Source organism: Sphingomonas sp. GW821-FHT04B01 (genome assembly GCF_059420425.1).
The window spans coordinates 1-26,860 of the sequence record NZ_JBWKTR010000004.1 but is presented as its reverse complement, the minus strand read 5'-3'; the positions used below and the strand labels follow the sequence as shown (position 1 = coordinate 26,860).

The 26,860-nt window shown below is 68.1% G+C and carries 27 protein-coding genes; 10 read left to right on the top strand and 17 right to left on the bottom strand.

Going from position 1 to position 26,860, the window contains the following annotated elements; all coding sequences use genetic code 11:
• The first annotated feature begins 190 nt into the window (after positions 1 to 190).
• Positions 191 to 1,765 (top strand): cisplatin damage response ATP-dependent DNA ligase, encoded by a 1,575-nt coding sequence (locus AC07UH_RS11125; protein WP_495180507.1) that lies wholly within the window; start codon positions 191 to 193, stop codon positions 1,763 to 1,765.
• Between the two features lie 24 nt (positions 1,766 to 1,789).
• On the opposite strand, the gene AC07UH_RS11120 is transcribed toward AC07UH_RS11125, so the two are convergent.
• A complete protein-coding gene (locus tag AC07UH_RS11120; protein WP_495180506.1) occupies positions 1,790 to 2,641 on the bottom strand; it encodes a glutaminyl-peptide cyclotransferase in 852 nt (283 codons plus the stop codon).
• A gap of 326 nt (positions 2,642 to 2,967) precedes the next feature.
• Positions 2,968 to 3,816 carry a cold-shock protein gene (locus tag AC07UH_RS11115; protein ID WP_038661626.1) on the bottom strand — a complete coding sequence of 283 codons (849 nt, stop codon included), beginning with the start codon at positions 3,814 to 3,816 and terminating at the stop codon, positions 2,968 to 2,970.
• Positions 3,817 to 4,089: 273 nt separating this feature from the next.
• On the opposite strand from AC07UH_RS11115, the gene AC07UH_RS11110 reads away from it, so the two are divergent.
• The 5 genes from AC07UH_RS11110 (at position 4,090) to rpoN (ending at position 8,369) form a co-directional block, all read left to right on the top strand.
• Complete coding sequence (locus AC07UH_RS11110) at positions 4,090 to 4,710, top strand: ribonuclease D (protein ID WP_495180505.1); 621 nt, start codon at positions 4,090 to 4,092, stop codon at positions 4,708 to 4,710.
• Positions 4,711 to 4,719: 9 nt separating this feature from the next.
• A complete protein-coding gene (lptC, locus tag AC07UH_RS11105; protein WP_038661632.1) occupies positions 4,720 to 5,361 on the top strand; it encodes an LPS export ABC transporter periplasmic protein LptC in 642 nt (213 codons plus the stop codon).
• Positions 5,362 to 5,367: 6 nt separating this feature from the next.
• Complete coding sequence (locus AC07UH_RS11100) at positions 5,368 to 5,898, top strand: LptA/OstA family protein (protein ID WP_137899886.1); 531 nt, start codon at positions 5,368 to 5,370, stop codon at positions 5,896 to 5,898.
• A 156-nt stretch (positions 5,899 to 6,054) separates the two neighbouring features.
• The gene (lptB, locus tag AC07UH_RS11095) at positions 6,055 to 6,834 is read left to right on the top strand and encodes an LPS export ABC transporter ATP-binding protein (RefSeq protein ID WP_038661638.1); all 780 of its coding nucleotides are present in this window, start codon (positions 6,055 to 6,057) and stop codon (positions 6,832 to 6,834) included.
• Positions 6,835 to 6,887: 53 nt separating this feature from the next.
• A complete protein-coding gene (rpoN, locus tag AC07UH_RS11090) occupies positions 6,888 to 8,369 on the top strand; it encodes an RNA polymerase factor sigma-54 (protein ID WP_495180504.1) in 1,482 nt (493 codons plus the stop codon).
• Positions 8,370 to 8,539: 170 nt separating this feature from the next.
• On the opposite strand, the gene AC07UH_RS11085 is transcribed toward rpoN, so the two are convergent.
• Together AC07UH_RS11085 and AC07UH_RS11080 are read right to left on the bottom strand one after the other, a co-directional pair.
• Positions 8,540 to 8,836: a GIY-YIG nuclease family protein gene (locus tag AC07UH_RS11085; protein ID WP_495180503.1), complete on the bottom strand. Its 297-nt coding sequence runs from the start codon at positions 8,834 to 8,836 to the stop codon at positions 8,540 to 8,542.
• 172 nt (positions 8,837 to 9,008) lie between these two features.
• Entirely contained in the window at positions 9,009 to 10,007 is a 999-nt protein-coding gene (locus AC07UH_RS11080) for a ligase-associated DNA damage response exonuclease (RefSeq protein ID WP_495180502.1), read from the bottom strand.
• Between the two features lie 125 nt (positions 10,008 to 10,132).
• Here AC07UH_RS11080 and AC07UH_RS11075 point away from each other — a divergent pair, with 125 nt between their 5' ends.
• Positions 10,133 to 12,541: a ligase-associated DNA damage response DEXH box helicase gene (locus tag AC07UH_RS11075; protein ID WP_495180501.1), complete on the top strand. Its 2,409-nt coding sequence runs from the start codon at positions 10,133 to 10,135 to the stop codon at positions 12,539 to 12,541.
• A 94-nt stretch (positions 12,542 to 12,635) separates the two neighbouring features.
• Here AC07UH_RS11075 and AC07UH_RS11070 read toward each other — a convergent pair whose 3' ends face one another.
• Positions 12,636 to 14,570 (bottom strand): potassium transporter Kup, encoded by a 1,935-nt coding sequence (locus AC07UH_RS11070; protein ID WP_038661650.1) that lies wholly within the window; start codon positions 14,568 to 14,570, stop codon positions 12,636 to 12,638.
• A 137-nt stretch (positions 14,571 to 14,707) separates the two neighbouring features.
• Between AC07UH_RS11070 and pdeM the strand changes: the two genes are divergently transcribed.
• Positions 14,708 to 15,370, top strand: coding sequence for a ligase-associated DNA damage response endonuclease PdeM (gene pdeM / locus AC07UH_RS11065; protein WP_038661653.1), 663 nt, complete (start codon positions 14,708 to 14,710; stop codon positions 15,368 to 15,370).
• A 160-nt stretch (positions 15,371 to 15,530) separates the two neighbouring features.
• Here the strand turns inward: pdeM and msrA are convergent, their stop codons facing one another.
• From msrA to pabB, 4 genes are all read right to left on the bottom strand, one after another.
• On the bottom strand, positions 15,531 to 16,184 hold the full coding sequence (gene msrA, locus AC07UH_RS11060; RefSeq protein ID WP_495180500.1) for a peptide-methionine (S)-S-oxide reductase MsrA: 654 nt from the start codon (positions 16,182 to 16,184) through the stop codon (positions 15,531 to 15,533).
• A 54-nt stretch (positions 16,185 to 16,238) separates the two neighbouring features.
• On the bottom strand, positions 16,239 to 16,385 hold the full coding sequence (locus AC07UH_RS11055; RefSeq protein WP_169742535.1) for a hypothetical protein: 147 nt from the start codon (positions 16,383 to 16,385) through the stop codon (positions 16,239 to 16,241).
• A gap of 162 nt (positions 16,386 to 16,547) precedes the next feature.
• Positions 16,548 to 17,747 (bottom strand): pyridoxal phosphate-dependent aminotransferase, encoded by a 1,200-nt coding sequence (locus AC07UH_RS11050; RefSeq protein ID WP_495180499.1) that lies wholly within the window; start codon positions 17,745 to 17,747, stop codon positions 16,548 to 16,550.
• A 34-nt stretch (positions 17,748 to 17,781) separates the two neighbouring features.
• A complete protein-coding gene (pabB, locus tag AC07UH_RS11045) occupies positions 17,782 to 19,560 on the bottom strand; it encodes an aminodeoxychorismate synthase component I (RefSeq protein WP_495180498.1) in 1,779 nt (592 codons plus the stop codon).
• Positions 19,561 to 19,639: 79 nt separating this feature from the next.
• Here pabB and AC07UH_RS11040 point away from each other — a divergent pair, with 79 nt between their 5' ends.
• Both AC07UH_RS11040 and AC07UH_RS11035 read left to right on the top strand, forming a co-directional pair.
• Positions 19,640 to 20,314: an MBL fold metallo-hydrolase gene (locus AC07UH_RS11040; protein ID WP_038661663.1), complete on the top strand. Its 675-nt coding sequence runs from the start codon at positions 19,640 to 19,642 to the stop codon at positions 20,312 to 20,314.
• A gap of 120 nt (positions 20,315 to 20,434) precedes the next feature.
• A complete protein-coding gene (locus AC07UH_RS11035) occupies positions 20,435 to 20,815 on the top strand; it encodes a hypothetical protein (RefSeq protein WP_245640884.1) in 381 nt (126 codons plus the stop codon).
• A 76-nt stretch (positions 20,816 to 20,891) separates the two neighbouring features.
• Here the strand turns inward: AC07UH_RS11035 and AC07UH_RS11030 are convergent, their stop codons facing one another.
• The 8 genes from AC07UH_RS11030 to AC07UH_RS10995 all read right to left on the bottom strand — a co-directional run.
• Positions 20,892 to 21,233, bottom strand: a complete 342-nt coding sequence (locus tag AC07UH_RS11030; RefSeq protein WP_038661666.1) for a hypothetical protein — start codon at positions 21,231 to 21,233, stop codon at positions 20,892 to 20,894.
• Entirely contained in the window at positions 21,230 to 22,240 is a 1,011-nt protein-coding gene (locus AC07UH_RS11025) for a chemotaxis protein CheB (protein WP_495180497.1), read from the bottom strand. Before AC07UH_RS11025 ends, AC07UH_RS11030 begins: the two co-directional genes overlap by 4 nt.
• Positions 22,241 to 22,329: 89 nt before the next feature.
• Positions 22,330 to 22,773, bottom strand: a complete 444-nt coding sequence (locus AC07UH_RS11020) for a chemotaxis protein CheW (protein WP_038661673.1) — start codon at positions 22,771 to 22,773, stop codon at positions 22,330 to 22,332.
• A gap of 23 nt (positions 22,774 to 22,796) precedes the next feature.
• The gene (locus tag AC07UH_RS11015) at positions 22,797 to 23,162 is read right to left on the bottom strand and encodes a response regulator (protein ID WP_137899838.1); all 366 of its coding nucleotides are present in this window, start codon (positions 23,160 to 23,162) and stop codon (positions 22,797 to 22,799) included.
• Positions 23,163 to 23,194: 32 nt separating this feature from the next.
• Positions 23,195 to 23,752, bottom strand: coding sequence for a chemotaxis protein CheD (locus tag AC07UH_RS11010; protein ID WP_038661678.1), 558 nt, complete (start codon positions 23,750 to 23,752; stop codon positions 23,195 to 23,197).
• The gene (locus AC07UH_RS11005) at positions 23,749 to 24,789 is read right to left on the bottom strand and encodes a protein-glutamate methylesterase/protein-glutamine glutaminase (RefSeq protein ID WP_052075574.1); all 1,041 of its coding nucleotides are present in this window, start codon (positions 24,787 to 24,789) and stop codon (positions 23,749 to 23,751) included. Before AC07UH_RS11005 ends, AC07UH_RS11010 begins: the two co-directional genes overlap by 4 nt.
• Complete coding sequence (locus tag AC07UH_RS11000; RefSeq protein ID WP_137899837.1) at positions 24,786 to 25,646, bottom strand: CheR family methyltransferase; 861 nt, start codon at positions 25,644 to 25,646, stop codon at positions 24,786 to 24,788. The genes AC07UH_RS11005 and AC07UH_RS11000 overlap by 4 nt, the downstream gene beginning before the upstream one ends.
• Positions 25,643 to 26,860: chemotaxis protein CheA (locus AC07UH_RS10995; RefSeq protein WP_495180496.1), on the bottom strand; the 1,218-nt coding region annotated here is incomplete at its 5' end. The genes AC07UH_RS11000 and AC07UH_RS10995, both read right to left, overlap by 4 nt.

Sequence of the window (26,860 nt, the reverse complement as noted above, 5' to 3'; positions counted from 1 at the left end):
CCCCACCGTCACCCCGGACTCGTTCCGGGGTCCACCGGACCGCCGGAGCAACAAGCCGCTCTTTGGCGGACCGGTGGATGGCGGAACCAATCCGGCATGACGGGTGGGCGTGTCGGACGTTTCCCGTACTGTCCATGACCGCATAAGCGACACCGACGGAGCGCTTCACCCGACCGCGCGTTCCCCCTTCATGCACGCCTTCGCCGCGCTCCTCGATTCGCTCATCTACACGCGTGGGCGGAACGCCAAGCTCAAGCTCATCGTCGATTATCTGCTCGCGACGCCCGATCCGGATCGCGGTTGGGCGATGGCGGCGCTGACCGGCGACCTCGATCTGCCCGGCGTCAAACCGGCGCAGATCCGCGCGTTGATCGAGGCGCGCGTCGATCCCGTGCTGTTCCGGATGAGCCGCGACTATGTCGGCGACACCGCCGAGACGGTCGCCTTGCTGTGGCCCGCGCCCGTCCCCGCCCCCGCGGGCGCGCCTTTGTCGATCAGCGCCGCGGTCGACGCGCTGCGCCACCTCTCGCGTTCCGACGCACCCGCGGTGCTCGCCGCGATGCTCGATCGGCTCGATTCGGAGGAGCGGTTCGCGCTCCTCAAGATGGCGACCGGGGCATTGCGCATCGGCGTCTCCGCGCGCCTCGCCAAGACCGCCTTGGCACAGGCGTTCGGGCTCGACGTCGATGCGGTCGAGGAGGTCTGGCACGGCCTCACCCCACCCTATGCCAGCCTGTTCGCCTGGGCTGAAGGCATCGGCGAGCAACCCACCGCGGCCGATGTCCCCGTCTTCCGCCCGTTCATGCTCGCGCACGGGCTGGAGGACGCGCAGGTCGACCTCGCCGATTATGCCGCCGAGTGGAAATGGGACGGCATCCGCGTCCAGATCGTCCACGTCGCCGGCCAGACCCGGCTCTACAGCCGCACCGGCGACGACGTCACCGGCAGTTTCCCCGACGTCGCCGCGGCTTTCTCCACCCCCGGCACGATCGACGGCGAATTGCTGGTCAAGGGCGACGCGCAGGGCGGCGAGGCCGCCAGCTTCAACGCGCTGCAACAGCGGCTCGGCCGCAAGACCGTGTCGGCGAAGATGCTCGCCGACTATCCCGCCTTCGTCCGCGTCTATGACCTGTTGTTCGACGGCAGCGAGGATTTGCGTCCGCTGCCGTGGAGCGAACGACGGCAGCGGCTCGAAGCCTTCGTCCCGCGCCTCGACCCCGACCGTTTCGACCTCAGCCAGGTGATCGACGCCGCCAGCTTTACCGAGCTGGAAGCGATCCGCGCCGGCGCGCGCGACGCGGCGATCGAAGGCGTGATGCTCAAGCGCCGCGATTCGCCCTATGTCGGCGGTCGCCGCGCCGGCCTGTGGTACAAATGGAAGCGCGACCCGCTTACCGCCGATTGCGTGATGATGTACGCGCAGCGCGGCAGCGGCCGACGCTCGTCTTATTACAGCGATTACACCTTCGGCTGCTGGACCGAGGACGGCGAGTTGCTCCCCGTCGGCAAGGCCTATTCGGGGATCACCGACGAGGAATTGAAGATGCTCGACGGCTTCGTACGCCGCCACACGCTCGCGCGTTTCGGCCCGGTGCGCGAGGTGGAGAAGACGATGGTGCTGGAGATCGCGTTCGACTCGATCCACGGTTCGGCGCGCCACAAATCGGGTGTCGCGATGCGCTTCCCCCGTATCGCGCGGATCAGGACGGACAAGCCCGCCGCGGAAGCGGATCGCGTCGAGACGCTGCGCCGGCTGGTGACCTGACGCCCGACGTCGCGCGAGCGGGACCTATCCGGCTCGGCCGACCTCTTCGCCGATCCGGATTTCGAACAAGGTCGGCCAATATTTGCCCGTCACGAACAACCGGTCGTGCGCGGCATCATAGGCGATGCCATTGGCCACCGCGTCGGGATCGGGATTGTGGATTTCGGCGAGCAGCGGGCGCAGATCGATCAGGCCGTCGACCTTGCCCGTCGCGGGATCGATCCGCGCGATGAAACCGGTCATCCACACATTGGCGAGGATGCGGCCCTGGACGTATTCGAGTTCGTTGAGCTTGGCCAACGGTCGTCCGTTGAGCGTAACCGCGATCCGCCCCCGCTCCTCGAACGTCGCCGGGTCCATCCGCCGCAGCGTCGGCGTGCCATCCGATAGGATCAGCGTGCGTCCGTCGCCGGTCAGCGCCCAGCCTTCGCCGGCATAATGGAACGGCTGGCCGATCCGCTTGAGCGCGGGCAGCGACCAGCGGAAGCCGATGCCGGTCTTCCACGTCAGGCTGAGCAGGCTGTTCTTGACGCAACCGATACCCTCGCCGAACAGCTCCGAGCTCAGCCGCGCGCGCGCCGCGACCTTGCCATCGGCGAGGCCGACGCGGCGGATGTCGGATGCGCCCTCCTTGCCAGTGCTTTCGTAGAGGTCGCCGCCGCAGAACAGCAGGCCCTCGGTGAAGGCGCCGGTATCGTGCGGCAGCCGCGCGACGACGGTGGCAGCGTAGACCGGGACGCCGGCTTCGGCCGGGGCCGCTGGCGTGGCGGGGACGGCCTGCGCCGCGGGCGAACTCGCCGGGGGGGTCGCCTGCCACGCCGACGCGGCGATCGCGCCGAGCAGCCCGAGCCCCAATGTCACCTTCACCACACGCATGTCCTCATCTCTCGGCCGACGCGGCGTCCCGCGGCATAGCCCGCACCGTCCCGGCCGTCATCCCCGCGTCGACGGCAGGGCAATTCTAGGCTTTTGCGAAAGTCCCCAGCATCGGCACATCAGCGTAGTGCTCCAGCGAAAGCAGGAGTCCAGAGCCAGGCAAGACAACGTCGATGGCGTCCGGAATTCCTGAACGCCTGCTTGAACGCCCTTATGGCGAAGCCCCGCCCCGCGACGGACGTCGTGGCGAATACCCGAACCCCAAACGCAAAAAGCCCGGCACCGCAGGTCGCGGGGCCGGGCTTTTCGTTAAAGGGTCGGGACCGTTACGACGCGGCCGACAGGTTCACCGCGGCGTACTTGCCACGACGATCGACTTCGAGCTCGAACTGCAGCTTGTCGCCCTCGTTGAGGGTCGACATGCCGGCACGCTCGACCGCCGAGATGTGCACGAACGCATCGGGCTGGCCGTCGTCGCGCTGAATGAAGCCGAAGCCCTTCATCGCGTTGAAGAACTTGACGGTACCCGTCGCCTTCTCACCGGTCAGCTGACGCTGCGGCGCGCCACCGGCACCGCCCGGACGCGGACCACGATCGCCGAAGCCGCCTTCGCGCGGCTCGCGGGGAGCGCGCTCGGTGACGGCCATCGGTTCGCCGTCGATCTTCAGCTCGGTCGCCGAGATACGGCCTCCGCGATCGACCAGGGTGAAGCCGAGCGGCTGACCCTCGGCGAGCGCGCTCATGCCGGCCTGTTCGACGGCCGAGATGTGCACGAACACGTCCTCGCCGCCGTCATCACGGACGACGAAGCCGAAGCCCTTCTGCGCGTTGAAGAATTTGACTACGCCAGTGCCCTCGCCGACGACCTGGGGAGGCATGCCGCGGCCACCGCCGCTGAACCCGCCGCCACCGCCGCCGCCGAAGCCGCCACCACCGCCGCCACGGAAGCCGCCGCCACCGCCGCCGCCGAAGCCGCCGCGATCACCGCCGCCGCCGCCGAAGCTGCTGCCGCCACCGAAGCCGCCGCGATCACCGCCGCCAAAGCCGCCACCGCCGAAACCGCCGCCGCCAAAGCCGCCGCCACCGCCGAAATCGCTGCTGCCGCCGCCGAAATCGTCGCGCTTGTCGCGACCACGTCCGCCACGATTGCCGCGGCCACCTTTGTCGTAACCCATAACCCTATTCGTCTTCCCGGTTCGCCCGCATCCAATCCGTGACAAGAACCCGTGCGCCGGACGACGAACGCGAGCCCTCGGGCGCGAAACCTATTGCGCCTTGGGAATCGTCATAGCGCAGAAAACAAGTCCCCGCGAATGAATTCGTCGCAATCGTCTGCCATTCCATGACGAATACCGGCCCCGGCGCGACCCGCCACAGCAATGGCGCGGATTTCCGGCCGATGACGCTTAATCGTTGAGCATACGGGCGTTGCGGCGTAGGGCGCTGGCATGACCGTACACTTCCACGAGGAAGACCTCCCCGCCGACGTCTTCGCTCCCGGCGCCTCGATCGCCGTCGATACCGAGACGATGGGCCTCATCACGCCGCGCGACCGGCTGTGCGTCGTACAATTGTCCGATGGCGGCCCCGACGAACATCTTGTCCGTTTCGGTCCGACCAGCGACTATGCTGCGCCGAACCTCAAGGCGGTGCTCGCCGATTCCGGCCGCGTGAAACTTTACCATTACGGCCGCTTCGATATCGCCGCGCTCCAGCATTATCTCGGCATCGTCGCGGCGCCCGCCTACGATACCAAGATCGCGTCGCGACTGATCCGCACCTACACCGATCGTCACGGCCTCAAGGAACTGGTGCGCGAACTGCTCGGCCAGGAACTCAGCAAGCAGCAGCAATCGTCCGACTGGGGCGCACCCGAATTGTCCGACGCGCAGAAGGACTATGCGGCGAGCGACGTGCGCTTCCTCCATCGCCTGCAGTCGGAGCTCAACCGACGCCTCGAACGCGAGGGCCGGATGGAGATGGCGCAGGCCTGTTTCGACTTCCTGCCGACCCGCGCCGCGCTGGACCTCGCCGGCTGGCCCGAGATCGACATCTTCGCCCATGCCTGAGGCCCGGCGGTGAGCGCCCCGACCGCACGCCAGACGCGTTCGGCGCGGCAGCGCTGGGCCGCGCCCGGCGGCCGGCAGGACCGGATCGTCACGCTGCTCAACACCGGGTTGCCGATCGGCATCGGCGTGCTCGCCGCCTTCCTGGTGCTGGCGCCGCTGACCGCCGCCAACGAAGTGTCGTTCGTCCTCGACAAGAACAAGGTGGAGGTCGCCAAGGAGCGGCTGAAGCTGCAGGCGGCGACCTATCGCGGCCAGGACGACAAGGGGCAGGCGTTTGCGCTCAACGCCGGCACCGCGGTGCAGCAGAGCAGCAGCGTGCCGATCGTCCAGATCAACCGCATGACCGCCGATCTCGCGCTCGACGACGGGCCGGCGACGCTGCGCGCCGACAAGGGCCGCTACGACCTCAACACCGAGCAGATGAAGGTCGACGGCCCGATCGCCTTCCGCGCCGCCAACGGCTACCGACTCGACACGAGCGACGCGACGATCGACTTGAAAACCAAGACGATGCGCAGCGGCGGCAAGGTGACGGGCACGGTGCCGCAGGGCAATTTCAGCGCCAATGCGCTGACCGCCGACCTGGCTGGCCGCACCGTGCGCCTCAGCGGCAATGCCCGCTTGCGGATCGTGCCGCGACGGGCGAAATAGCCCGCCATGCGCACCCCCCTCCTCGCCGTCGCCCTGCTCGCCGCCCCGCTGGCGGCGCAGACGGCGCATAATTCCAACGCCCCGATCGATTTCGGCGCCGACCATATCGAATTGCAGGACAAGGCGAATCGCGGCGTGCTGTCGGGCAACGTCTCGGTCCGCCAGGCCGAGATGACGCTCAACTCGGCGCGGATGACGGTCAGCTATACCGGTCAGGTGGTCGGCGGCAGCCCGCAGGTGTCGCGGATCGATGCGAGCGGCGGCGTCACCGTCCGCCGCCCCGACCAGACCGCCAAGAGCCAATATGCGATTTACGACCTCAATCGCCGGGTCATCACGATGCTGGGCGCGGTGACGCTGACGCAGGGCGGCAATACGGTCAACGGCGGCCGCCTGACGATCAACCTCGACACCGGCCGTGCCGTGGTCGACGGCAATTCGGTCCGCGGATCGAGCGGCGCCGCCCCCGGCAGCACCACCACCACCGCGCCGAGCGGCCGCGTCACCGGCACCTTCTCGGTCCCCAAGCGGGACTGAGGCGGGCGGAGCCGGTCCGCGCCCTGCGGCACGTCGGCACGGTGCCCCGGGCCGGCTAAAGGGTCTTCCCTCGCGCCCGTCTCCGCGCCATGACGCAACGGCATGCACGAAGCCTGCCAAGGCTTTGCCACTCTTTTGATGCGAGGCATCGAGCCCATGGACGCCGCCGTTTCCGACCTCCAGACCGCCGAGCCGATCCACGAGCCGCCCGCCAATCGCGGGTTGCAGGCGATCTCGATCGCAAAATCCTACGACAAGCGCGTCGTCCTCACCGACGTGTCGGTCTCGGTCGACCGCGGCGAAGTGGTCGGCCTGCTCGGCCCCAACGGCGCCGGCAAGACGACCTGTTTCTATTCGGTAATGGGCTTGGTGAAGCCCGATTCGGGCCGGATCATGCTCGACGGCGAGGATATCACCAAGCTGCCGATGTACCGCCGCGCGATCCTCGGCCTCGGCTATCTGCCGCAGGAGACGAGCATCTTCCGCGGCCTGTCGATCGAGAAGAACATCGGCGCGGTGCTCGAACTGTCCGAGCCCGATCCCGCGGCGCGCCCCGCCAAGCTCGACAAATTGCTCGACGAATTCGGCCTCACCCGGTTGCGCGCCAGTCCGGCGATGGCCTTGTCCGGCGGTGAACGCCGCCGCGCCGAGATCGCCCGCGCGCTTGCCGCCGACCCGTCGATCATGCTGCTCGACGAACCCTTCGCCGGCATCGATCCGATCTCGATCGCCGACATCCGCGATCTGGTGAAGGACCTCAAGCGCCGCGACATCGGCGTGCTGATCACCGACCATAACGTGCGCGAGACGCTCGACATCGTCGACCGCGCCTATATCATCTACGACGGGCGCGTGCTGTTCGCCGGCAGCCCCGAGGAACTCGTCGCCGACGCCAACGTCCGCCGCCTGTACCTCGGCGAGGGCTTCTCGCTCTAGCCTATGGCCGGGATCCCGCCTTGTTCCGTCACGGCGCGGGAAGGAGCGGTGTCATGAGCCTCGCGCCCCGTCTGGACCTGCGCCAGTCGCAATCGCTGGTGATGACGCCGCAGCTCCAGCAGGCGATCAAGCTGCTGGCGCTGTCCAACCTCGAGATCGAGGGCTTCATCGCCGAGGAGGTCGAGAAGAACCCGCTGCTCGAGGCCGCGCAGACCGACGAGATCGTCCGCCCCGAACGCGTCGAGCGCGACGAGCCCGCCGGCGCAGATGAACTGGTCAGCGGCGCCGCCGCCGCCGATCCGCTCGACGTCGATTACGCCACCGAAAGCCACCAGCAGGACAGCGTCGCCGACGGCGGCGGCGGCTTCGACGGCGCATTGTCGATGACCGGCGGCAGCACCGGCGGCGGCCTGGGCGGCGAGGACGGGCTCGACTTCGACTCCTTCGCGCAAGGGGACGGCACGCTCGCCGATCATCTGCTCGCGCAGGCCGGCACGGTGATCGACGGCGCCGACTGGTTCATCGCCCAGCATCTGATCGACCAGATCGACGAGGCGGGCTATCTCACCGTCCCGCTGCTCGACATCGCCAATCGCCTCGGCACCGCGCTCGCCCGCGTCGAGCACGTGCTGCACCAGATCCAGACGCTCGACCCGACCGGCGTCGGCGCCCGCGACCTTGCGGAGTGTATCGCGCTCCAGGCGCGAGAGGCGGACCGCTACGATCCCTGCATGGCGCGGCTGATCGACAATCTCGACCTGCTCGCGCGCGGCGAGCTCGCCCGGCTCAAGCGGATGTGCGGCGTCGACGACGAAGACATGGCGGACATGATCCGCGAACTGCGCGGCTACGATCCCAAGCCCGGTTGCCGCTACGGCGGCGAACCGGCGCTGGCGGTCACCCCCGATCTGTTCGTCGCCCGGACCAAGGCGGGCTGGGGCATCGAACTCAACGCCGCGACGCTGCCGCGCGTCCTCGTCAACCGCCGCTATTACCACGAACTCAGCCACGGCCCGCAGGACAAGACCGTCAAGGCCTGGCTGTCCGATGCGCTCGCCTCGGCCAATTGGCTGATCAAGGCGCTCGACCAGCGCCAGCGGACGATCATCAAGGTCGCCACCGAGATCGTCAAGCAACAGGAAGCCTTCTTCCTCAAGGGCGTCGCGCATCTCAAGCCGATGACGCTCGCCAAGGTCGCCGAGGCGATCGAGATGCACGAATCGACGGTCAGCCGCGTGACGAGCAACAAATATCTCAGCTGCGCCCGCGGCGTGTTCGAGCTGAAGTATTTCTTCACTTCGGCAATCCAGGCGGCGGACGGCGGCGACGCGGTGTCGGCGGAGGCGGTGAAGAGCGCGATCCGCGGCCTGATCGCCAACGAGGGCGCCAAGATCCTGTCCGACGACACGTTGGTCGAACTGCTGCAGGCCAAGGGCTTCGACATCGCCCGCCGCACCGTCGCCAAATACCGCGAGGCGATGGGCATCGGCAGCTCGGTCCAGCGCCGCCGCGCGCGGACGCTGGAAGGGACGTAACAGGCGCCCCTGCCGCCACGCTGAGCCTGCCTTGGGGCGGGATCAAAGTGTTGCACCTCGATACTCCCCGTCACCCCGGGCTAGACCCGGGGTCCCGCTTCTGCTTGTCGTCCGGAAGTAGCGGGACCCCGGCTCAGGGCCGGGGTGACGATAGAAAGGTCGTTGCGGCGCTATGCCATCGGATCAAACAGGTCACGCCAGTCGGGGTTGCCGCGTTCGATCAGCGCGAACTTCCACTCCCGGCGCCAGCGCTTCAGCCGCTTCTCATGGGCGATACATGCTTCGATGGTGTCGCCGTGTTCCGCCCAGACGAGCCGGTGCAGGCCATAACGCCGGCAAAGGTCGGATCCGTCCCCGGTTCGATGCTGGTGAATACGTGCTGCCAGATGCGCAGTAACGCCGACGTATATGGCGCCGCGATAGCGATCTCTCATGATATAGACCCAGCCGCCACGACCATAAGCCATGGCCCAACGTGAAAACGGCAAGCTTCACGGTCAATCCGCGATCGCTAAAACTCTCGCCGGCTATTACAAATCCCCGTCACCCCGGCCTCGAGCCGGGGTCCCGCTTCTGATCGCGCCCGACAACACGCAAAAGCGGGATGCCGGATCAAGCCCGGCATGACGGGCGCGGGGCTCAATCGTCCTCGTCCTCGAACCCCACCAACGCCAGCGCGCGCGCCTTGATCTGGCGGGTCATGCACCAATGGACCAGCGCCTCCTCGCGACCGTGCGTCACCCACACCTCCTTCGGCGCGATCTCCGACAAGGTGTCGGTGAGTTCGTCCCAATCGGCATGATCGGACAGGATCAGCGGCAGCTCGATGTTCTTCTGCACCGCGCGCTGACGCACGCGCATCCAGCCGCTCGCCATCGCGGTGATCGGATCGGGCAGCCGCCGCGACCAGCGGTCGTTGAGCGCCCCCGGCGGACACATCACGACATGCCCCGCCATATCGGCCTTCTTCGCGTCGGCGACCGGCAGCAGCTCGCCGAGGCGCACGCCATGCTCCTGATACAGGTCGCACAGCCGCTGGAGCGCGCCATGGATGTAGATCGGTGCGTCGTGACCCCGCGCGCGCAGCTCGGCGATCACCCGCTGCGCCTTGCCGAGCGCATAGGCGCCGACCAGCACGCAGCGATCGGGATTGGCGTGCAGCCGCGCGATCAATTTGTCGATCTCGTCGCCGGTGTCGGGATGGCGGAACACCGGTAGCGCGAAGGTCGCCTCGGTGACGAAGACGTCGCATTTGACCGGCTCGAACGGCGTACAGGTCGGGTCGGCGCGGCGCTTGTAGTCGCCGGATACGACGACGCGCTCGCCGCGATAGTCGAGCACGATCTGTGCCGAGCCGAGCACGTGTCCGGCGGGGACGAAACCGACGTCCACCTCGCCCATGCGGATGCTCTCGCCGTAAGCGACGGGATGGCCCGCCTGTTCGCCATAGCGTGCGTCCATGATCGCCAGCGTCTCGGGCGTCGCCCAGACCGCGCCGTGACCGCCGCGCGCGTGATCGGCATGGCCGTGCGTCACCAGCGCCCGCGCCTCGGGCTCGGAGGGGTCGATCCACGCGTCCGCGGGCTTGACGTAGATGCCATGCGGATGCGGTTCCAGCCAGTCGCCCAATCGTGCCATGCTACCTATATGGTTGGGATGACATCCGGTTCCCCCTCACCCTTCGCCGGCGCCACCGGCCCTTCCCTCTCCCGTCGGGAAAGGGCGGGAAGCGCCCGGTGCCAAAAGGGTGTGGGTGAATTGTCTTGAGCGACCTTCCCGAGCCGCTCGCCCGATGGTTCGCCACCCGCGGCTGGCGGCCGCGCCGCCACCAGCTCGACATGCTGCGCGAAGGCCGTGCCGGCCGCCACGCGCTGCTCGTCGCCACCACCGGCGCGGGCAAGACGCTCGCCGGCTTTCTGCCGACGCTGGCCGAGCTGATCGAAGCGCCGACCGAGGGGCTCCACACGCTCTACGTCTCGCCGCTCAAGGCGCTGGCGGTCGACATCCAGCGCAATCTCGTCACGCCGATCGACGAGATGGGCCTGTCGCTGCGCGTCGAGACGCGCACCGGCGACACGCCGAGCGACCGCAAGGCACGCCAGCGTATCCGCCCGCCGCAGATCCTGCTCACCACCCCCGAATCGCTGTCGCTGCTGCTCAGTTACCCCGACAGCTTCACGATGTTCGAAGGGCTGCGGACGATCGTCATCGACGAGGTCCACGCCTTCGCCACCGGCAAGCGCGGCGATCTTCTGTCGCTGTGCATGGCACGGCTGCAGCGGATCAGCCCCGGTCTGCGCCGCGTCGCGCTGTCGGCGACGGTGGCGGACGGCGACGGCTATCGCGCCTGGCTCGCGCCCGACGGCGATATCGATCAGGTCGCGATGGTGCAGGGCGAGGCGGGCGCCGATCCCAATATCGCCATCCTGCTGCCCGAGGACCGGGTGCCGTGGTCGGGCCATTCGGGCCGCTATGCCGCCGAACAGGTCATGGCCGAGATCGAGCTGCACAAGACCTCGATTATCTTCTGCAACACGCGCAGCCTCGCCGAGCTGATCTTTCAGGATCTGTGGAAGGTCAACACGCTGAGCCTGCCGATCGGCGTCCACCACGGCAGCCTCGCGCTGGAGGCGCGACGCAAGGTGGAGGGCGCGATGGCGTCGGGCCGGTTGCGCGCGCTGGTCGCCACCGCCAGCCTCGACCTCGGCGTCGACTGGGGCGACGTCGACTGCGTCATCCAGATGGGCGCGCCCAAGGGCTCGTCGCGGCTGCTCCAGCGCATCGGCCGCGCCAACCACCGGCTGGACGAGGCGTCGGAGGCGATCCTCGTCCCCGGTAACCGCTTCGAATATCTCGAGGCGCGCGCCGCGCTCGACGCGGTCGAGGCGGGCGAGCTCGACCCCGACCTGTTCCGCCCCGGCGCGCTCGACGTGCTCGCGCAGCACGTCATGGCGATGGCGTGCGCGGCGCCGTTCGATCAGGCGGCGCTGCTCGACGAGGTGCGCTCCGCTTTGCCTTATTCGGCGCTGACCGACGAGACGTTCGATCGCGTTCTCGGCTTCATCCGCGACGGCGGCTACAGCCTCAAGGCCTATGACCGCTTCAAGCGGCTGACGCAGGAGGCGGACGGCCTGTGGCGTGTCAGCCATCCGAAGTTCGTGACGCAGCACCGGCTCAACGCCGGCATCATCGTCGAGGCGACGATGCTCAACGTCCGCTTCAAGAACGGCCGCAATCTCGGCAAGGTCGAGGAGGGCTTCGCCGCGCAGCTCAGCCCCGGCGACACCTTCTTCTTCGCCGGCCTCAGTTGCGAGGTGCAGAAGATCGACACAGAGGATCTGATCGTCCGCGCCTCGTCCAAGCCGGCGCGCATCCCGACCTATGGCGGCAGCCGCATGCCATTGTCGACCAACCTCGCCGATCGCGTCCGCGGCTTCCTCGCCGATCCGACGCAATGGGCGCGCTTCCCCGACGACGTGCGCGAATGGCTGGAATTTCAGGCGAAACGCTCCGCTTTGCCCCGCCCCGGCCAGCTCCTCGTCGAAACATTCCCCCGCGAGGGGCGCAACTATATGGTCGCCTACAGTTTCGAGGGCTGGAACGCGCATCAGTCGCTCGGCATGCTGATCACCCGACGCATGGAGGCGGAGGGGCTGAAGCCTTTGGGTTTCGTCGCCAACGATTATGCCCTTGCGGTCTATGGTATCGAGAAGATCACCGACCCCGCCGCCTTGTTCAGTCCCGACATCCTCGAACACGAATTCGTCGACTGGGTGCAGCAATCGCATCTGCTCAAGCGCGCGTTCCGCGAGGTCGCGGTGATCGGCGGGCTCGTCGAGCGGCAGCATCCCGGCAAGCGCAAGACCGGGCGGCAGGTGACCTTTTCGACCGACCTGATCTACGACGTGCTGCGCAAATACGAGCCGACGCATCTGCTGCTCCAGGCGGCGTGGGACGATGCCCGCGCCCGCATGACCGACGTCGGGCGTCTCGCCGGCCTGCTCGATCGGGCGGCGAAGACGATGCTCCACGTCGATCTCGATCGCGTCACGCCGCTGGCGGTGCCGGTATTGACGCTGATCGGCCGAGAGAAGGTGTCGACCGGCTCGGCCGACGACCATCTGCTGATCGAGGCGGAGGCGCTGGCGGCGGAGGCGATGCGGATCGATTGACGGTCCCGCTCGCCCTGAGCCTGTCGAAGGGCCTGAGACCCACTGCCCTTCGACAGGCTCAGGGCGAACGGGAGACAGGGGGCAGGCAGCTTCCCTACACCGTCACCTGCTCACCCAGCTCCAGCACCTTGCCCGGCGGGATCTTCAAGAATTCCGTCGGGTCGGCGGCATTGCGCTGCATGAACATGAAGATGCGGTCCTGCCACAAGGGCATGCCGACATCCGCCTCGGGCTTGAGCGTGTTGCGGCCGATGAAGAAGCTGGTCTTCATCGCGTCGAGGCTGCGCATCTCGGTCTTGCCGCCCACCCCGAGATCGGCGGGCACGTCGGGCGATTCCATGAAGCCGTAATTGAGCACGACGATCTCGAAATTGTCGTCGAGCCGCTCGCTGGTGCGGCGATGCTCGGCGTCGACCACCGGCCGGTCGGTGGTGCGGATGCTGACCACCAGATTGCGCTCGTGCAGCACCTTGTTGTGCTTGAGATTGTGCAGCAGCGCGCCCGGCGCCGAGCGCGGGTTGGCGGTGAGGAACACTGCGGTCCCCGGCACGCGCTCGGGCGGCCGCTTGGCGAGCGCGGCGGCGAGGTCGGCAAGCGGGATGCTCTGCCGCGCCTCGAACGCGCGGACGATGCCCTTGCCGCGCACCCAAGTGTAGATCAGCAGGCCGATGCTCGCGGCGATCACCAGCGGCACCCAGCCGCCCTCGACGACGCGCAGGATGTTGGCGCCGAAGAAGACGAGGTCGAGGCACAGGAACGGCAGGATCGCCGCCAGCGCCCACGCCCGCTTCCAGTGCCAGACGTGCCGCGCGACGAGATAGCCGAGCAAGGTCGTCACCACCATCGTCCCGGTCACCGCGATGCCATAAGCGGCGGCCATCGCCGACGAGGTCTTGAACTGGATGATGAGGATCAGCACGCCGACCAGCAGCAGCCAGTTGATCGCCGGCAGATAGATCTGCCCGGCGAAATCGGCCGAGGTCTGGCGCAGCTTCATCCGCGGCAGCAGCCCGAGCTGCACCGCCTGCTGGGTCAGCGAGAAGGCGCCGGTGATCACCGCCTGGCTGGCGATGACGGTGGCGAAGCCGGCGAGCACGATCAGCGGCCCGCGCACCGATTCGGGCGCCATCAGGAAGAACCAGTCCTGGTTCTTGAACGCGGTTCCCGCCGCCTGCGCCGCCTCGAGATGCGACAGCGCGAACGCCCCCTGCCCCAGATAGTTGAGCATCAGCGCGGGGAAGACGAGGATCAGCCAAGCGATGCGGATCGGCTTCTTGCCGAAATGGCCCATATCGGCGGTCAGCGCCTCGGCACCGGTGACGGTGAGGAACACCGCGCCGAGCACGAACAGCCCGACCGTGCCGTGCGTCGCGAGGAAGCGGATGCCGTAATGCGGCAGCAGCACGCGGAAGATCGAGGGCTCGTCGGCGATATGCCAGATGCCGAGGCCGCCGATCGTCAGGAACCAGAGGATGCAGACCGGGCCGAAGAGCTTGGCGACGATCGCCGTGCCGCGCCGCTGGATGAAGAACAGCGCGACGAGGATCGCGATCGTCAGCGCGCGGATCGTGCCTTCGTCGAAGAATTTGGCGGCGCTGGGGATCGTCCGCAGCCCCTCCATCGCCGACAGCACCGACAGCGACGGCGTGATGATCGCATCGCCATAGAATAGCGCCGCCCCCGCCGCGCCGAGCACCAGGGCGACGCGGCTGCGCATCCCGAGCGAGCGCCGCGCCAGCGCCGCCAGCGCGAGCACACCGCCCTCGCCGTGATTGTCGGCGCGCATCAGGAACAGCACGTATTTGACCGTGACGATCAGCGTCAGCGTCCATAATGCGAGGCTGAGCACGCCGAGGATCTCGCTGGGGTCGATCCCGTCGGCGGCGGACTGCTGCAACGCCTCGCGGAATGCGTAGAGCGGGCTGGTGCCGATATCGCCGAACACCACGCCGATCGCGCCGATGGTCAGGCCGATCAATGCGGGGTGGGACGATTGATGGGAAGCGGGTGCTTCGACGGCGAGCGACATGCGCGCGACTACCCCTGACAAAAGCCTTCCGGCGGAAGGACGGCGCGCTTTACGCCGATTGGCCGGCCGCGCAAGCGGATTTGCGCGTCGCGGCACAAGCGCTTGATCGCCCGTCCCTTTGCGGGCAAGGCGGGGCCATGGTTCCCTTTTCGTTCGGTGGTCACGCGCTCTATGCCCTGCCCGAGGGGGCATTGCTGTGGCCGGCGCGGCGCGCGCTGCTCGTCGCCGACCTGCATTTCGAGAAGGCGAGCTGGTATGCCGCGCGCGGCCAGATGCTGCCGCCCTATGACTCGCTGGCGACGCTCGCCGACCTCGCGAGGCTGGTGCAGGCGACCGGCGCGGAGGAATTATGGTGCCTCGGCGACAGCTTCCACGACAGCGACGGCTGCGAGCGGCTGCCGCAGGAGGCGCAGATCCGGCTGCGCGCACTGACCGAGGGGCTGCGCTGGACGTGGATCACCGGCAACCACGATCCCGACATCAAGGACCGCTGCGGCGGCGAAACCGCGGACGAGGCGGAAGTCGACGGCCTGATCCTGCGCCACGAGGCCGATCCCGACGAGACGCGGCCCGAGCTGTCGGGCCATTTCCACCCCAAGCTGCGCATCCATGTGCGGGGCAAGAAGGTGGCACGGCGCTGCTTCGTCGCGACCGCGCGCAAGATCGTGCTGCCCGCCTTCGGCGCACTGACCGGTGGGCTCGACGTCGACCACCCCGCGCTCACCAAGGCGGTGGGCCGCGGCGCGGAAGCGCTGGTGCCGGTGGAGCAAAGGCTGCTGCGCTTCCCGATCGCCGCCTGACTAATTCCTCCCCCGCCAGGGGGAGGGGGACCGTTCGGCGTCAGCCGAATGGTGGAGGGGGAGGAAAGGGCGGGAGTGTTGCAACGAGGCTCCCGCCCTTTCCTCCCCGTCCGTCACCGCTTCGCGGCGCCACCTCCCCCTTGCGGGGGAGGACTTGGGGTCACCGATACAGCGTCGGGAAGCCGGCCTTGAATGCCGCAACCTTGGGCTTGTCCCAATGGACGATGTACGGATGCGTCGGGTTACGGTCGTAGAAATTCTGGTGATACGCCTCGGCGGGGTAGAAGCCGCCCTGCTCCAGCTTCGTCACGATCGGCGCGGGGAAGCTCTTCGCCGCCCCGAGCTGCGCGATATAGGCCCGCGCCACCGCCGCCTGCCGCGCATCCTGCGGGAAGACCGCCGAGCGATAGCTCGGTCCGCTGTCCGGCCCCTGCCGGTCGCGCTGCGTCGGATCGTGCGCGATCGAGAAATAGACGCGCAGCAGCGTCGCATAGCTGACCACGCGCGGGTCGTAGACCAGTTTCACCGCCTCGGCATGGCCGGTACGCTCGGTCGAGACCTGATCGTAGGTCGCGGTACCCGCGGCGCCGCCGGCATAGCCCGCGGTGACCGAACGGACGCCCTTCACATGCTCGAACACCGCCTCCATGCCCCAGAAGCAGCCGCCCGCGAACACCGCGGTCTGCATGCCGGCACCAGCCGGCACATCGGCCTTGGCCGCGGGGATCGGCACCGCACGTTCGGCTTCGGCGAAGCCGGTGGAGGCAAGCACGGCGGCGGCAGCGCCGGCGATCGGCAACAGGATTTTCAGCATGTTACACAGATGGGAAGCCCCGCACCGCTCGCCAAGAGCCGCGGGGCGGCAGGATCACTGCGCCTGGACGATCGGCGAGGCGGCGGGGATGGGCTGGACCGACTGCGCGCTCGCCGGATGCAAGGTGACGACGCCGACTGCGCCGATGGCGAAGCCGCCGACGAATTGCCAGAAGAAGCCGCTCTTGATCACCTTGCGCATGACGCATGCCTTTGTTGTCGGGCGAGCAGGTCATTCACCCTGCCCTATTGCAGACGCCGAGATCGTCTCTCTGCGCCCGGTTCGCAATATCATTTATAGAAACGCTGCATTAACGCCGCGTGGCCGCAGCGTTCATCGATCAGCAGGGTAGCCGCCGCCGGCTCAGCGCAGGTCGGCGCACGCCTGCTGGATGCGCTCGCACGCCTTGCGCAGCAACGCGTCCGAGGTCGCATAGCTGATCCGCATCGCCGGCGAGAGGCCGAACGCCGCGCCCTGCACCGCCGCGACCTTGGCATCGTCGAGCAGATAGCCGACGAAATCCTCGTCGCTCTCGATCTTGCGGCCGTTCGGCGTGGTCTTGCCGATCAGCTCGGCGAAGGACGGATAGACGTAGAAGGCCCCCTCCGGCGTCGGGCAGGTCATGCCCGGGATCGCATTGAGCATCCCGACCACCAGATCGCGCCGCGTCTGGAAGGCGCGGCTGCGCTCCTTGAGGAAGTCCTGCGGGCCGGACAGCGCCGCCACCGCCGCCGCCTGCGCGATCGAGCAGGGGTTGCTGGTCGATTGCGACTGGAGCTTGGCGATCGCCTTGATGAGCCACGGTGCGCCGGCGGCGAAGCCGATCCGCCAGCCGGTCATTGCATAGGCCTTGGAACAGCCGTTGACCGTCAGCGTACGCTCGTACAGCTCCGGGCAGACCTCGGCGATCGTCGCGAAGCGGAAATCGTCATAGACGATATGCTCGTACATATCGTCGGCGAAGATCCAGACGTGCGGATGCCGCGCCAGCACCGCGCCCAGCGCCTTCAGCTCGTCGACCGAATAGGCCGCGCCCGTCGGGTTGGACGGCGAGTTGAGGATCACCCATTTGGTCCGGTCGGTGATCGCCGCTTCGAGCGCCTCGGGCGACAGCTTGTAATCCTGCTCCGGTCCGGCGACCGCGAACACCGGCGTGCCGCCAGCGAACTGGACGACGTCGGGATAGCTCACCCAATAGGGCGCCGGGATCACCACCTCGTCGCCGGCATCCACCGTCGCGACGATCGCGTTGAACAAAGTATGCTTGCCGCCGACGTTCACCGTCACTTGGTCGGAGGTGTAGGTCAGATTGTTGTCGCGCGCGAACTTGGCGACGATCGCCTGCTTCAGCTCGATCGTGCCGTCGACGTTGGTATATTTGGTCTTGCCGTCGCGGATCGCCTGGATCGCCGCTTCCTTGACGAAGTCGGGCGTATCGAAGTCGGGCTCGCCTGCGCCGAGGCCGATCACGTCGACGCCCCCGCGCTTCAGCTCGAGCACGCGGCTGGTGATGGCGAGCGTCGGGGACGGGCTGATGCGGCCGAGGGCGGCGGAGGGCTTCATGAATCGGGCCTCGATGGCGGATAGGACGCCGCGCCTATAGCGACAGCAGCGGCTCTTTCGCAATCGCAACAACCGACGGCATCAGGCCGCGCAACGCATTTCCGACAAAAAATGGCGCGGCGAGATCGTCCGGCGACAGATAACCCTCTGTTGCACGGCCGGTTTCGATCATTTCTGCGCGCAACGCGCCGGGCAGCAGCCCCAGCGCCAACGCCGGCGTCACCAGCCGCCCGTCCACGCCCGGCACGAACAGCGAGGTGAAGCTGCCCTCGGTCAGCAGCCCGTCGGGCCGGACGAAGACGACCTCGTCGGTCCCCGCCGCCTGCCGCGCCGCATCGTAGAAGTCGCGATCGCTGGTCTTATGGCGCAGGCGGAAGTCGCTCGCCGCGACAGGCAGCGGCACCACCGAGACATGCAGCGGCCGATCATAGGCCAGTGGCGCCGGGGCGATCTCGATCGCGATCGCGCCGCTTTGCGCGAGCAGCAGCCGGATGCGCGCCGCCGCGCGCAGGCGGAAGGTCGCCGCCTGCAATTCGTTGCGCGCGCCGTGCCGGTCGAAGCGGAAGCCGAGCGCCGCCGCGCTCGCGGTCAGTCGCCGTAGATGGCGTTCGAGCAGCACCACGCCCTCCTCGGGATCGAAGGCCATCGTTTCGATCAGGTCGAGCGGTCGCTGCCCGGCGGTGACGAACGCGCCCTTGGCCTGCACCTCCGCCCATTCGTCGTCGGCGCGGCTGTCGGCGACGATCCCCGATCCCAGCCCCAGTTCCACGACGTCCGCACCGGCGGGGATCGTCAGCGTGCGGATCGCGACGTTGAACGCCGCATCGCCGCCCGCGTCGATCCGGCCGATCGCACCCGTATAGATGCCGCGCGGGGCCTCCTCAATCGTGGCGATCACCTCCATGCTGCGTTGCTTGGGCGCGCCGGTGATCGAGCCGCAGGGGAACAGCGCCGCCAGTACGTCCACCGCGTCGCGCTCGGCATCGAGCCGCGCGGTGACGGTCGAGGTCATCTGGTGGACGGTCGGATAGCTTTCCACCGTGAACAGCGCAGGCACCGCGACGCTGCCCGGCACGGCAACGCGCGCCATGTCGTTGCGCATCAGATCGACGATCATCAGATTTTCGGCGCGCTGCTTGGCATCGTCGCGCAGGCCCGCGATCCGCGCCGCATCCTCCGCGACCGTGTCGCCGCGCATCGCCGTCCCCTTCATCGGGCGGCAGGTGAGCCGGTCGCCGTCCAGTGCGAAGAACAACTCGGGCGACAGCGACAGCAGATGCCGCTCCCCGGTCGCGACGAGCGCGCCATGCCCCGCCGCCGCCCCGCGTCGCAGCCGCGCGTAGAGCGCCAGCGGATCGCCCGCGACGGCGACATCGGCGCGCAGCGTCAGGTTCGCCTGATAGATGTCGCCCGCGCGGATCATCTCCAGCACGCGGGCCAGCGCATCGTCATAGGTCGCGCGCCCGATACGCGGCCGCGGCATCGCCGCCCATGCCCCCGCCGGATCGGGCAGCAGCGCCGCCACCGCGTCCGCGTCGAGCCGGTGGCAGTCGGCGAACAGCCCGAACCACAGCAGCGGCCCGTCGCCGTTACGCGTAGCGACCGCGCGCGGCATCAGCGCCGCGCCCGCCTCATAGGTCAGATAGCCCGCGGCATGCAGCCCCCGCGCCGCCGCCGCGCGCAACGCCGCGAGCGCCGGCCCGACGTCATCCGGCGTTGCGGCACTGATGATCTCGACCGGATCGGTGTAGAGCCGCGCGCCGGCGCCATCCTGACGGGCATCGTCGAGCAGCACGAAGGGCGCGTTCAGCATCCGGTCACAAATGCACGGCGTGACGCCTTCCGCGCAAGCGGCGATTGCCGCCACTGCATCAGGGGCTTATCTCCCCGCCATGACCAGCACGCCGGCTCGCGCCACCCCCCTGAAAGCCGTCATCGTCCAGGTGACGCCGTTCCAGCAGAATTGCACCCTGATCTGGTGCACCGAGACGATGAAGGCGGCGATCGTCGATCCCGGCGGCGACCTGCCGCGGATCAAGGCGGCGGTCGCGCAGGCGGGCGTCACCGTCGAGAAGATCCTGCTCACCCACGGCCATATCGACCATGCCGGCGAGGCCAAGCCGCTCGCCGACGACCTCGGCGTGCCGATCGAGGGGCCGCATGAGGCCGACCGCTTCTGGCTGGCGCGGCTCGACGACGACGGCCGCAATTACGGCATGACCGGCGTCGTCTTCGAACCCGATCGCTGGCTGGTCGAGGGCGATACGGTGACGATCGGCAATCTGGAACTCGACGTCTACGAGACGCCCGGCCATACGCTCGGTCACGTCATCTTCCACCATGCGCCGTCGAAGTTCGCACAGGTCGGCGACGTGCTGTTCCAGGGCTCGGTCGGCCGGTCCGACATGCCGGGCGGCAACCACAAGCAGTTGATCGAGACGATCGTCACCAAATTGTGGCCGCTGGGCGACGACACCGCCTTCATCCCCGGCCACGGCAATCCCAGCACCTTCGCGCACGAACGCGCCAACAACATGTTCGTCAGCGACCGCGCACTGGCCGAGTAAGAGCGGCGATCGTTGCGGCTGCGCAACTGGTAAATTGTTGGGCTAGAACGTTTCTGTCGGACACATATCTGGGGTGCCTCGTTGGCGGCGTGGGATTACCCCGCCGAGAGGATAAGCCGCATGGCCATCAAGTTTGCCGGAACGATGAACGCGATCAATCGCGGGCTCGACGAGACCAAGCCCAACAAGGGCGCCGACATGGTCGAGGATTGGGAAGCCGCGCTGGCCGACCTGGAGGTTTCGGGCGCCAAGGGCATCCTGCGCGACCTGGGGTCGCTCCGCAAGCAGCTAGAAAAGGATCAGCCGGATGCCGATCGCGTCCATGCGCTGCTCCATCGCCTCGGCGCGGCAACGACCAAGATCGCCGACAAGGCGGACAAGTCGCAGGACAAGCTGAAGGCGCTGGGCGAAGCGCTGACCGAAGCGGGTGAAGACCAGCCCGACGAGGAAGAAGACACCGCCGCCGCCGCCGCTCCGAAGCGCGCGCGCAAGAAGGCGTGATGACGACGGGCGGGCGGCCGGACGGTCGCTCGCCCGCAATCCCGATCGTATCCACCGCCGGGCGCGGCGGATGCGGTCAGGCGATGTCGAATTCGCCCGGCACGCCCCGCTCGCGGTAGCGCCGCAGCGAGGCGAGCAGCCTCACCCCCAGCTCCTCCAGCGTCACCGCCGCCACCCGCTCCTCCGCCGATGCCGAGGAGCGCAGCACGTCGGCCATCGCGAGCTGCGCCTGGGTGATCCGGTCGATCGCCTGCAGACTGTGCATATGCTGGCGCAACGTCTCCGAATTGGCAGCGAGATCGTAAGCGAGATCGGCGAGCACGGTGGTCAGGCCGGCCATCTCGTCGGCGAGCGCATGCGCCAGCGCCGGCTCGACACCTGCGATCGCCGATGGCGCGTTCTGGATGAGACCGGTCATTTCGAGCACAATCTGATGACGCTGCGCGACAATTGATCGGGCGGGACGGGTTGCGATGCCATCCGGCGGGTCATGACGAAGCCGTCGGCGCGCTGTTCGGCGGGCGCGATGCAATAACCGCCGCCGGCCTGGAGCGCGCGGACGCCGGCCTCGCCATCCTCGCCGTCCGCGCCGAGCAGCAGCCCGACCGCTTCCGCGCCCGCCGCCTTGGCGACCGAGGCGAAAAGGATCGAAATCGACGGCCGCTCGCCCGCAACCGCATCGCGCGCCAGCATGCGTAGCCGACCATTCGGCCACCCATCGACGACGACGTGATGATCGCCCGGGGGCGCGAGATAGATCGTTCCCTGTTCGATCGCCATGCCGTCCTCGGCGAGCACGATCTTCGGGGCGATCTCGGCGGCCATCTTGTCGATCAGCGTGCCGGCAAGCCCGGCGCCGAGATGCTGGACGACCACCGTCGGCGGGCAATTGGCTGAGAAGCTGCCGAAAAGGTCGAACAACGCCTGCGTCGCCGCCGCCTCGCCGCCGATCGCGAGCAGGCGACCGTTCCACTCGATCGGCGGCGCCGCGACCGACTTGCTTGCCGCACTGCTCTTCACCACCGCGCCCTTGGCGGCCTTGATCCGCTTGCCGAGCTTGGCGAGGATCTTGTCGAACTCGGCGGCCACCGCGACCTTCGGCTTGGGAAAACAGTCGATCGCGCCGAGCCGCAGCGCCTCGATCGAGGCTTCCGCCCCCGCCTCGGTGCGGGTGGAGAACATGATGACCGGCATCGGACGCTCGACCATCAGTTCGGCGAGATAGTCGATGCCGCTCATCCCCGGCATCTCGACGTCGAGCGTCATCACGTCCGGGTGGAACTGCTGGCGCATCGCGCGCGCCTCCTCCGCACCGTCCGCGGAGCCGACGACGACGACGCCGGGGATCCGCTCCAGCGCACCGGACAGCAGGGCGCGCATGGTAAGCGAATCATCGACGACGAGAACTTTGACCGCAGCGGCCATGGTCAGGCTTCCTTGCACGAAAATGGAGATAAAAAGGGAGGAACGTCCGCAGACCGGCCAGCTTTATCGAAATGCGACGGACGGTCGGGTCATGCCGCGTCGGGCAGCGCCATCGTGCTGTCGATCAGCCGTTCGAGCGCCAGCACCAGGATCAGACGCTGGTCGATCGTCGCCAGCCCTTCGAGGAACTGCGCCGCGGGCGTCTCGCCGATGTCGGGCAGCGGCTGCATGCCGTCATCGGGCACGGTGACGATGTCGTTGACCGCATCGACGATCAGGCCCTGCAATTGCTCGCCGATGCGCACCACGATGATGACGTGGCGCGCCGACGGATCGGTCATCCCCCAGCCGAGCCGGTGGCTGAGATCGAGCACCGGCAGCACGATGCCGCGCAGGTTGACGACGCCGCGGACGTGCGGCGGTACGTTGGGCAATGGGGTGGCGGGCGACCAGGCGCGGATTTCGCGGATGGCCATGATATCGACGCCGAGGATCTGCTCGCCGATCTGGAAGGTGATGAGCTGGCGGGACATGAAACGGACTCCTGAAAGGGCGATCAGTGCAGCACGCGGCGGATCGCCGCGGCGAGCTTTTCCGGATGGAACGGCTTGACGATCCAGCCGGTCGCGCCGGCGGACCGCGCGCGCTGCTTCTTCTCGTCGGAGCTTTCGGTGGTCAGCACCAGGATCGGCAGGTTGCGATGACGATCCTGTTCGCGCACCTTCTCGATCAGGCCGAAGCCGTCGAGCCGCGGCATGTTGATGTCGGTGATTAGCAGGTCCGGCTCGACGCCGTCCAGCCGTTCCAGCGCCTGCACGCCGTCTTCCGCCTCGAGCACCTCATAGCCGAGATCGGTGAGTGCCGCTCTCAGCAGCATCCGCATGCTGGGCGAATCGTCTACGGTCATGATGGTGCTGGGCACGGAACTTCCTTCATTGGGATAATTGGATCGCATCAGAAAAACTCGACGTCGCCAACCGCTGCGACCGGGACGGGGACAGGGGCGACGCGCAGCTGCTCGACCGGGCGGACATTGGCGACGCGGCAGCGCGCGAGGCCCAGCGTCGGGCGGAACTCGACCCGGCGGGCGCCATAGCCGCCGACGTCCTCGCCGACCAAGGCGATCCGCTCGTCACGCAGGAAGCGACGCGCGAACAAGGCGTTGGTCGCACCGATGTCGCGGAAGCCGTCGCGCAGCGAGGCGCCGCCGTAGATCCGCGCCTTCAGGTTGGTGCGCGTCGCGCCCATCGCCAGCATCGCGTTGATCAGCACCTCCATCGCATAGACGCCGTAGCGCTGCAGCGACGAGACGTCGGTGTCGTTGGTGCCCGGCTCGGCGAGCAGGAAATGGTTGAGACCGCCGACCTTGACGACGGGATCGAAAAGGCAGGCGGAAATGCAGCTGCCCAGCACGGTGGTCAGCACCGCCTCGGGATCGTCCGACACCTTGGTCTCGCCCTGCATGATCGTGATCCGTCGGAGACCATCGACCGTCCGCGCGGCGCTCTTCATGCGCGGCACTCGGTGAGCAGGCGCGCCGCGATCCGCGACAGCGGCAATTGCACCGTCACCGCGCCAATCTGCTTGGCGGCGGCGGGCATGCCGTAGACGACGCAGCTGTCCTGGTCCTGGCCGATCGTCATCGCGCCGGCATCCTTCATCTTCTTCAGGCCCTCGGCGCCGTCGGCGCCCATGCCGGTGAGGATCGCGCCGACCGCCGAGGCGCCGGCCCAGCGCGCCACCGACAGGAACAAGCGGTCGACCGAGGGGCGGTGGCCGCTCATTTTCTCGTCGGCGACCAAGCGGCAGCGGCGCAACGTGCCGCCGGTAACCTCCAGATGGTGCGAGCCGCCCGGCGCGACATAGACATTGCCCGGCTCCAGCGGCGCACCCGAGCGCGCGACGCTGACCTGCGGCGCCGACAATCGATCGAGCCGCGCGGCGAAGGTCGGCACGTAGGTTTCGGGCATGTGCTGGACGATCACCGTCGGCGGGCAATTGGCCGGGAAGCCCGACAACAGCTCGATCAGCGTCTCGACGCCGCCGGTCGACGATCCGATCGCGATCATCGCATCGGGGCGCGGTTCGTAATCGGCGGCGGGCTTGGCGGCGGGCGTGACGAAACGCGGGCGCCGGCGGCTCTTGGCGGCGGTGCGGACCAGCTCGGCGAGATCGTCGCCCAGCCCTTCGCCGAACGCGGTCTTGGGCTTTTCGTAACAGTCGAACGCGCCGAGTTCGAGCGCGCGGATCGTTGCCTCCGCCCCGCGCCCGGTCAGCGTCGACAGCATGACCACCGGCATCGGCCGCAACCGCATGATCTTCTCGAGGAATTCGAGGCCGTTCATGTCGGGCATCTCGATGTCGAGCGTGATGACGTCGGGGTTGAGCGCCTTGATCATCTCGCGCGCGCTATGCGGTCCGTCGGCGGTGCCGATCACCTCGATATCGTCGTACCGCGACAGGCGGTGCGACACCATCGCACGCATCGTCGGCGAATCGTCGACGATCAGGACGCGGGTCGGCGCGGTCTTGGGATGCGAGGCGATCATGACGCTACCTTCTGGAAAGTGGTCCGCCCGACGCAGGTGAACCGCGGCGCCACCGACGCGGCGAGCCGCTCCGAATGACCGATGTAGAGGAAGCCGCCCGGTTCGAGCTGGTCGGCGAGCCGCGACTGTAACCGCTCCTTCGTCGCCTCGTCGAAATAGATCATCACGTTGCGGCAGAAGATCGCGTCGAACATGCCGCGCATCGGCCATGATTCGAGCAGGTTAAGCTTGCGGAACGCGACCCGCTCGCGGATCAGCGGATGCACCTCCGCCTGGTCGCCGTCGCGCGCCACCCAGACCGAGCGCAGCGGCTGCGGAATGCTCGCCGCCGTCTCCAGCGAATAGCGGCCGGCGCGCGCCGCCTCGAGGATCTCGGTCGAAAGATCGGTGCCGAGGATGCGCAGGTCGGTCCGCGCCAGCCGCTGCCCGTTGCCGCGTTCGGTGCCGAACATCGCCATCAGAAGCGAATAGGGCTCCTCCCCGCTCGAACACGCCGCCGACCAGATCCGTACCTTGCCACGCGACGCGAGCCGCTGGTCGAGGGCGGGCCAGGCATGGTCCATGAAATGATCGAAGTGATGCGATTCACGGAAGAAGCTGGTGTGGTTGGTGGTCAGCGCGTCGAGTGCGCGGGTGCGTTCGACCTCGTCCTGATCGATCAGCTCGATGTAATCGGCGAAGCGGGTCAGGCCGCAGGCGCGCACCCGCGGCGCGAGCCGGCCATAGACCAATTGCATCTTGCCCGGCGGCAGCAGGATGCCGGCCGCGTCGTAGACGAAGGCGCTGATCGCCGCATGATCGGCGGGCTCGAAGCGGAATTCGGTCGGGCGGTTCGCCGCCAGCATCACCGCGCTCATGCGGCGAGGCCCAGCGGCGCGGCGGCGACGCGGTCGCGGCGCCAGCGCGAGATCAGCGCATCGACGTCGAGGATCAGCGCGACGCGCCCGTCGCCGAGGATGGTCGCACCGGCGAGACCGGGGATCGCGGTGTAATTCGCCTCCAGGCTCTTCACCACGACCTGCCGCTGGTCCTGGATCGTGTCGACCATCAGGATCGCCTGGCCGACGTCGGATTCGACGACGATCAGCACCGCCTGCGACGGATCGGTCTGCGCGCCGTCGATGCCGAGCTGTTCGGCGACGCGATGCACCGGCACGTAGGACCCGCGCACGTCGAGCAGCGAGGCGCTCGGCCCGAGCACCTTCACGCCATCCTGATCCGGACGCAGGCTCTCGACGATATGGCCGAGCGGGATGACGAAGGTCTGGTCGCCGACGGTGACGATCATGCCGTCGAGCACCGCCAGCGTCAGCGGCAGCGACAGCGCGAAGCTGGAGCCCGAGCCGAGATGCGAGGTGATGCCGATCCGGCCGCCGAGCGCCTGGACGTTCTTGCGCACCACGTCCATGCCGACGCCGCGACCCGAGATGTTGGAGACGGTCGCCGCGGTCGAGAAACCCGCCGCGAAGATCAGATTGTCGGTCTCCTCGTCGCTCAGCAGCGCATCGGCGGCGATGATGCCGCGTTCGACCGCCTTGGCGCGGACGCGCTTGCGATCGATGCCGCGGCCGTCGTCGGCGACGGTGATGACGATCCGTCCGGAATGATGCGCCGCCGACAGCGTCACCACACCTTCTTCCGGCTTGCCCGCGGCGAGCCGCTCGGCCGGCGTTTCCAGGCCATGGTCGACCGCGTTGCGGATGAGATGGGTCAGCGGCTCGCCGATCCGTTCGACCACGGTCTTGTCGACCTCGGTCATCTCGCCGACGATATCGAGGCGGACGCGCTTGCCGGTCTCGACCTCCAGCTCGCGGATGATGCGCGGCACGCGGCTGAACACCGTCTTCATTGGCTGCGCGCGGATCGCCATCGTCGATTCCTGTAATTCGCGCGTCAGATGGTCGAGGTCGGTGAGTTCGGAAATCCCCGCCATCGCATGTTCGGACAGGCGCTGCGCCAGCATCGCCTGGGTGATGACCAGCTCGCCGACGAGATTGACCAGCCGGTCGAGCTTGTCGAGATCGACGCGGATCGTCTGCGCGGGCGGCGCCACCGCGGCGCGCGGCGCGGC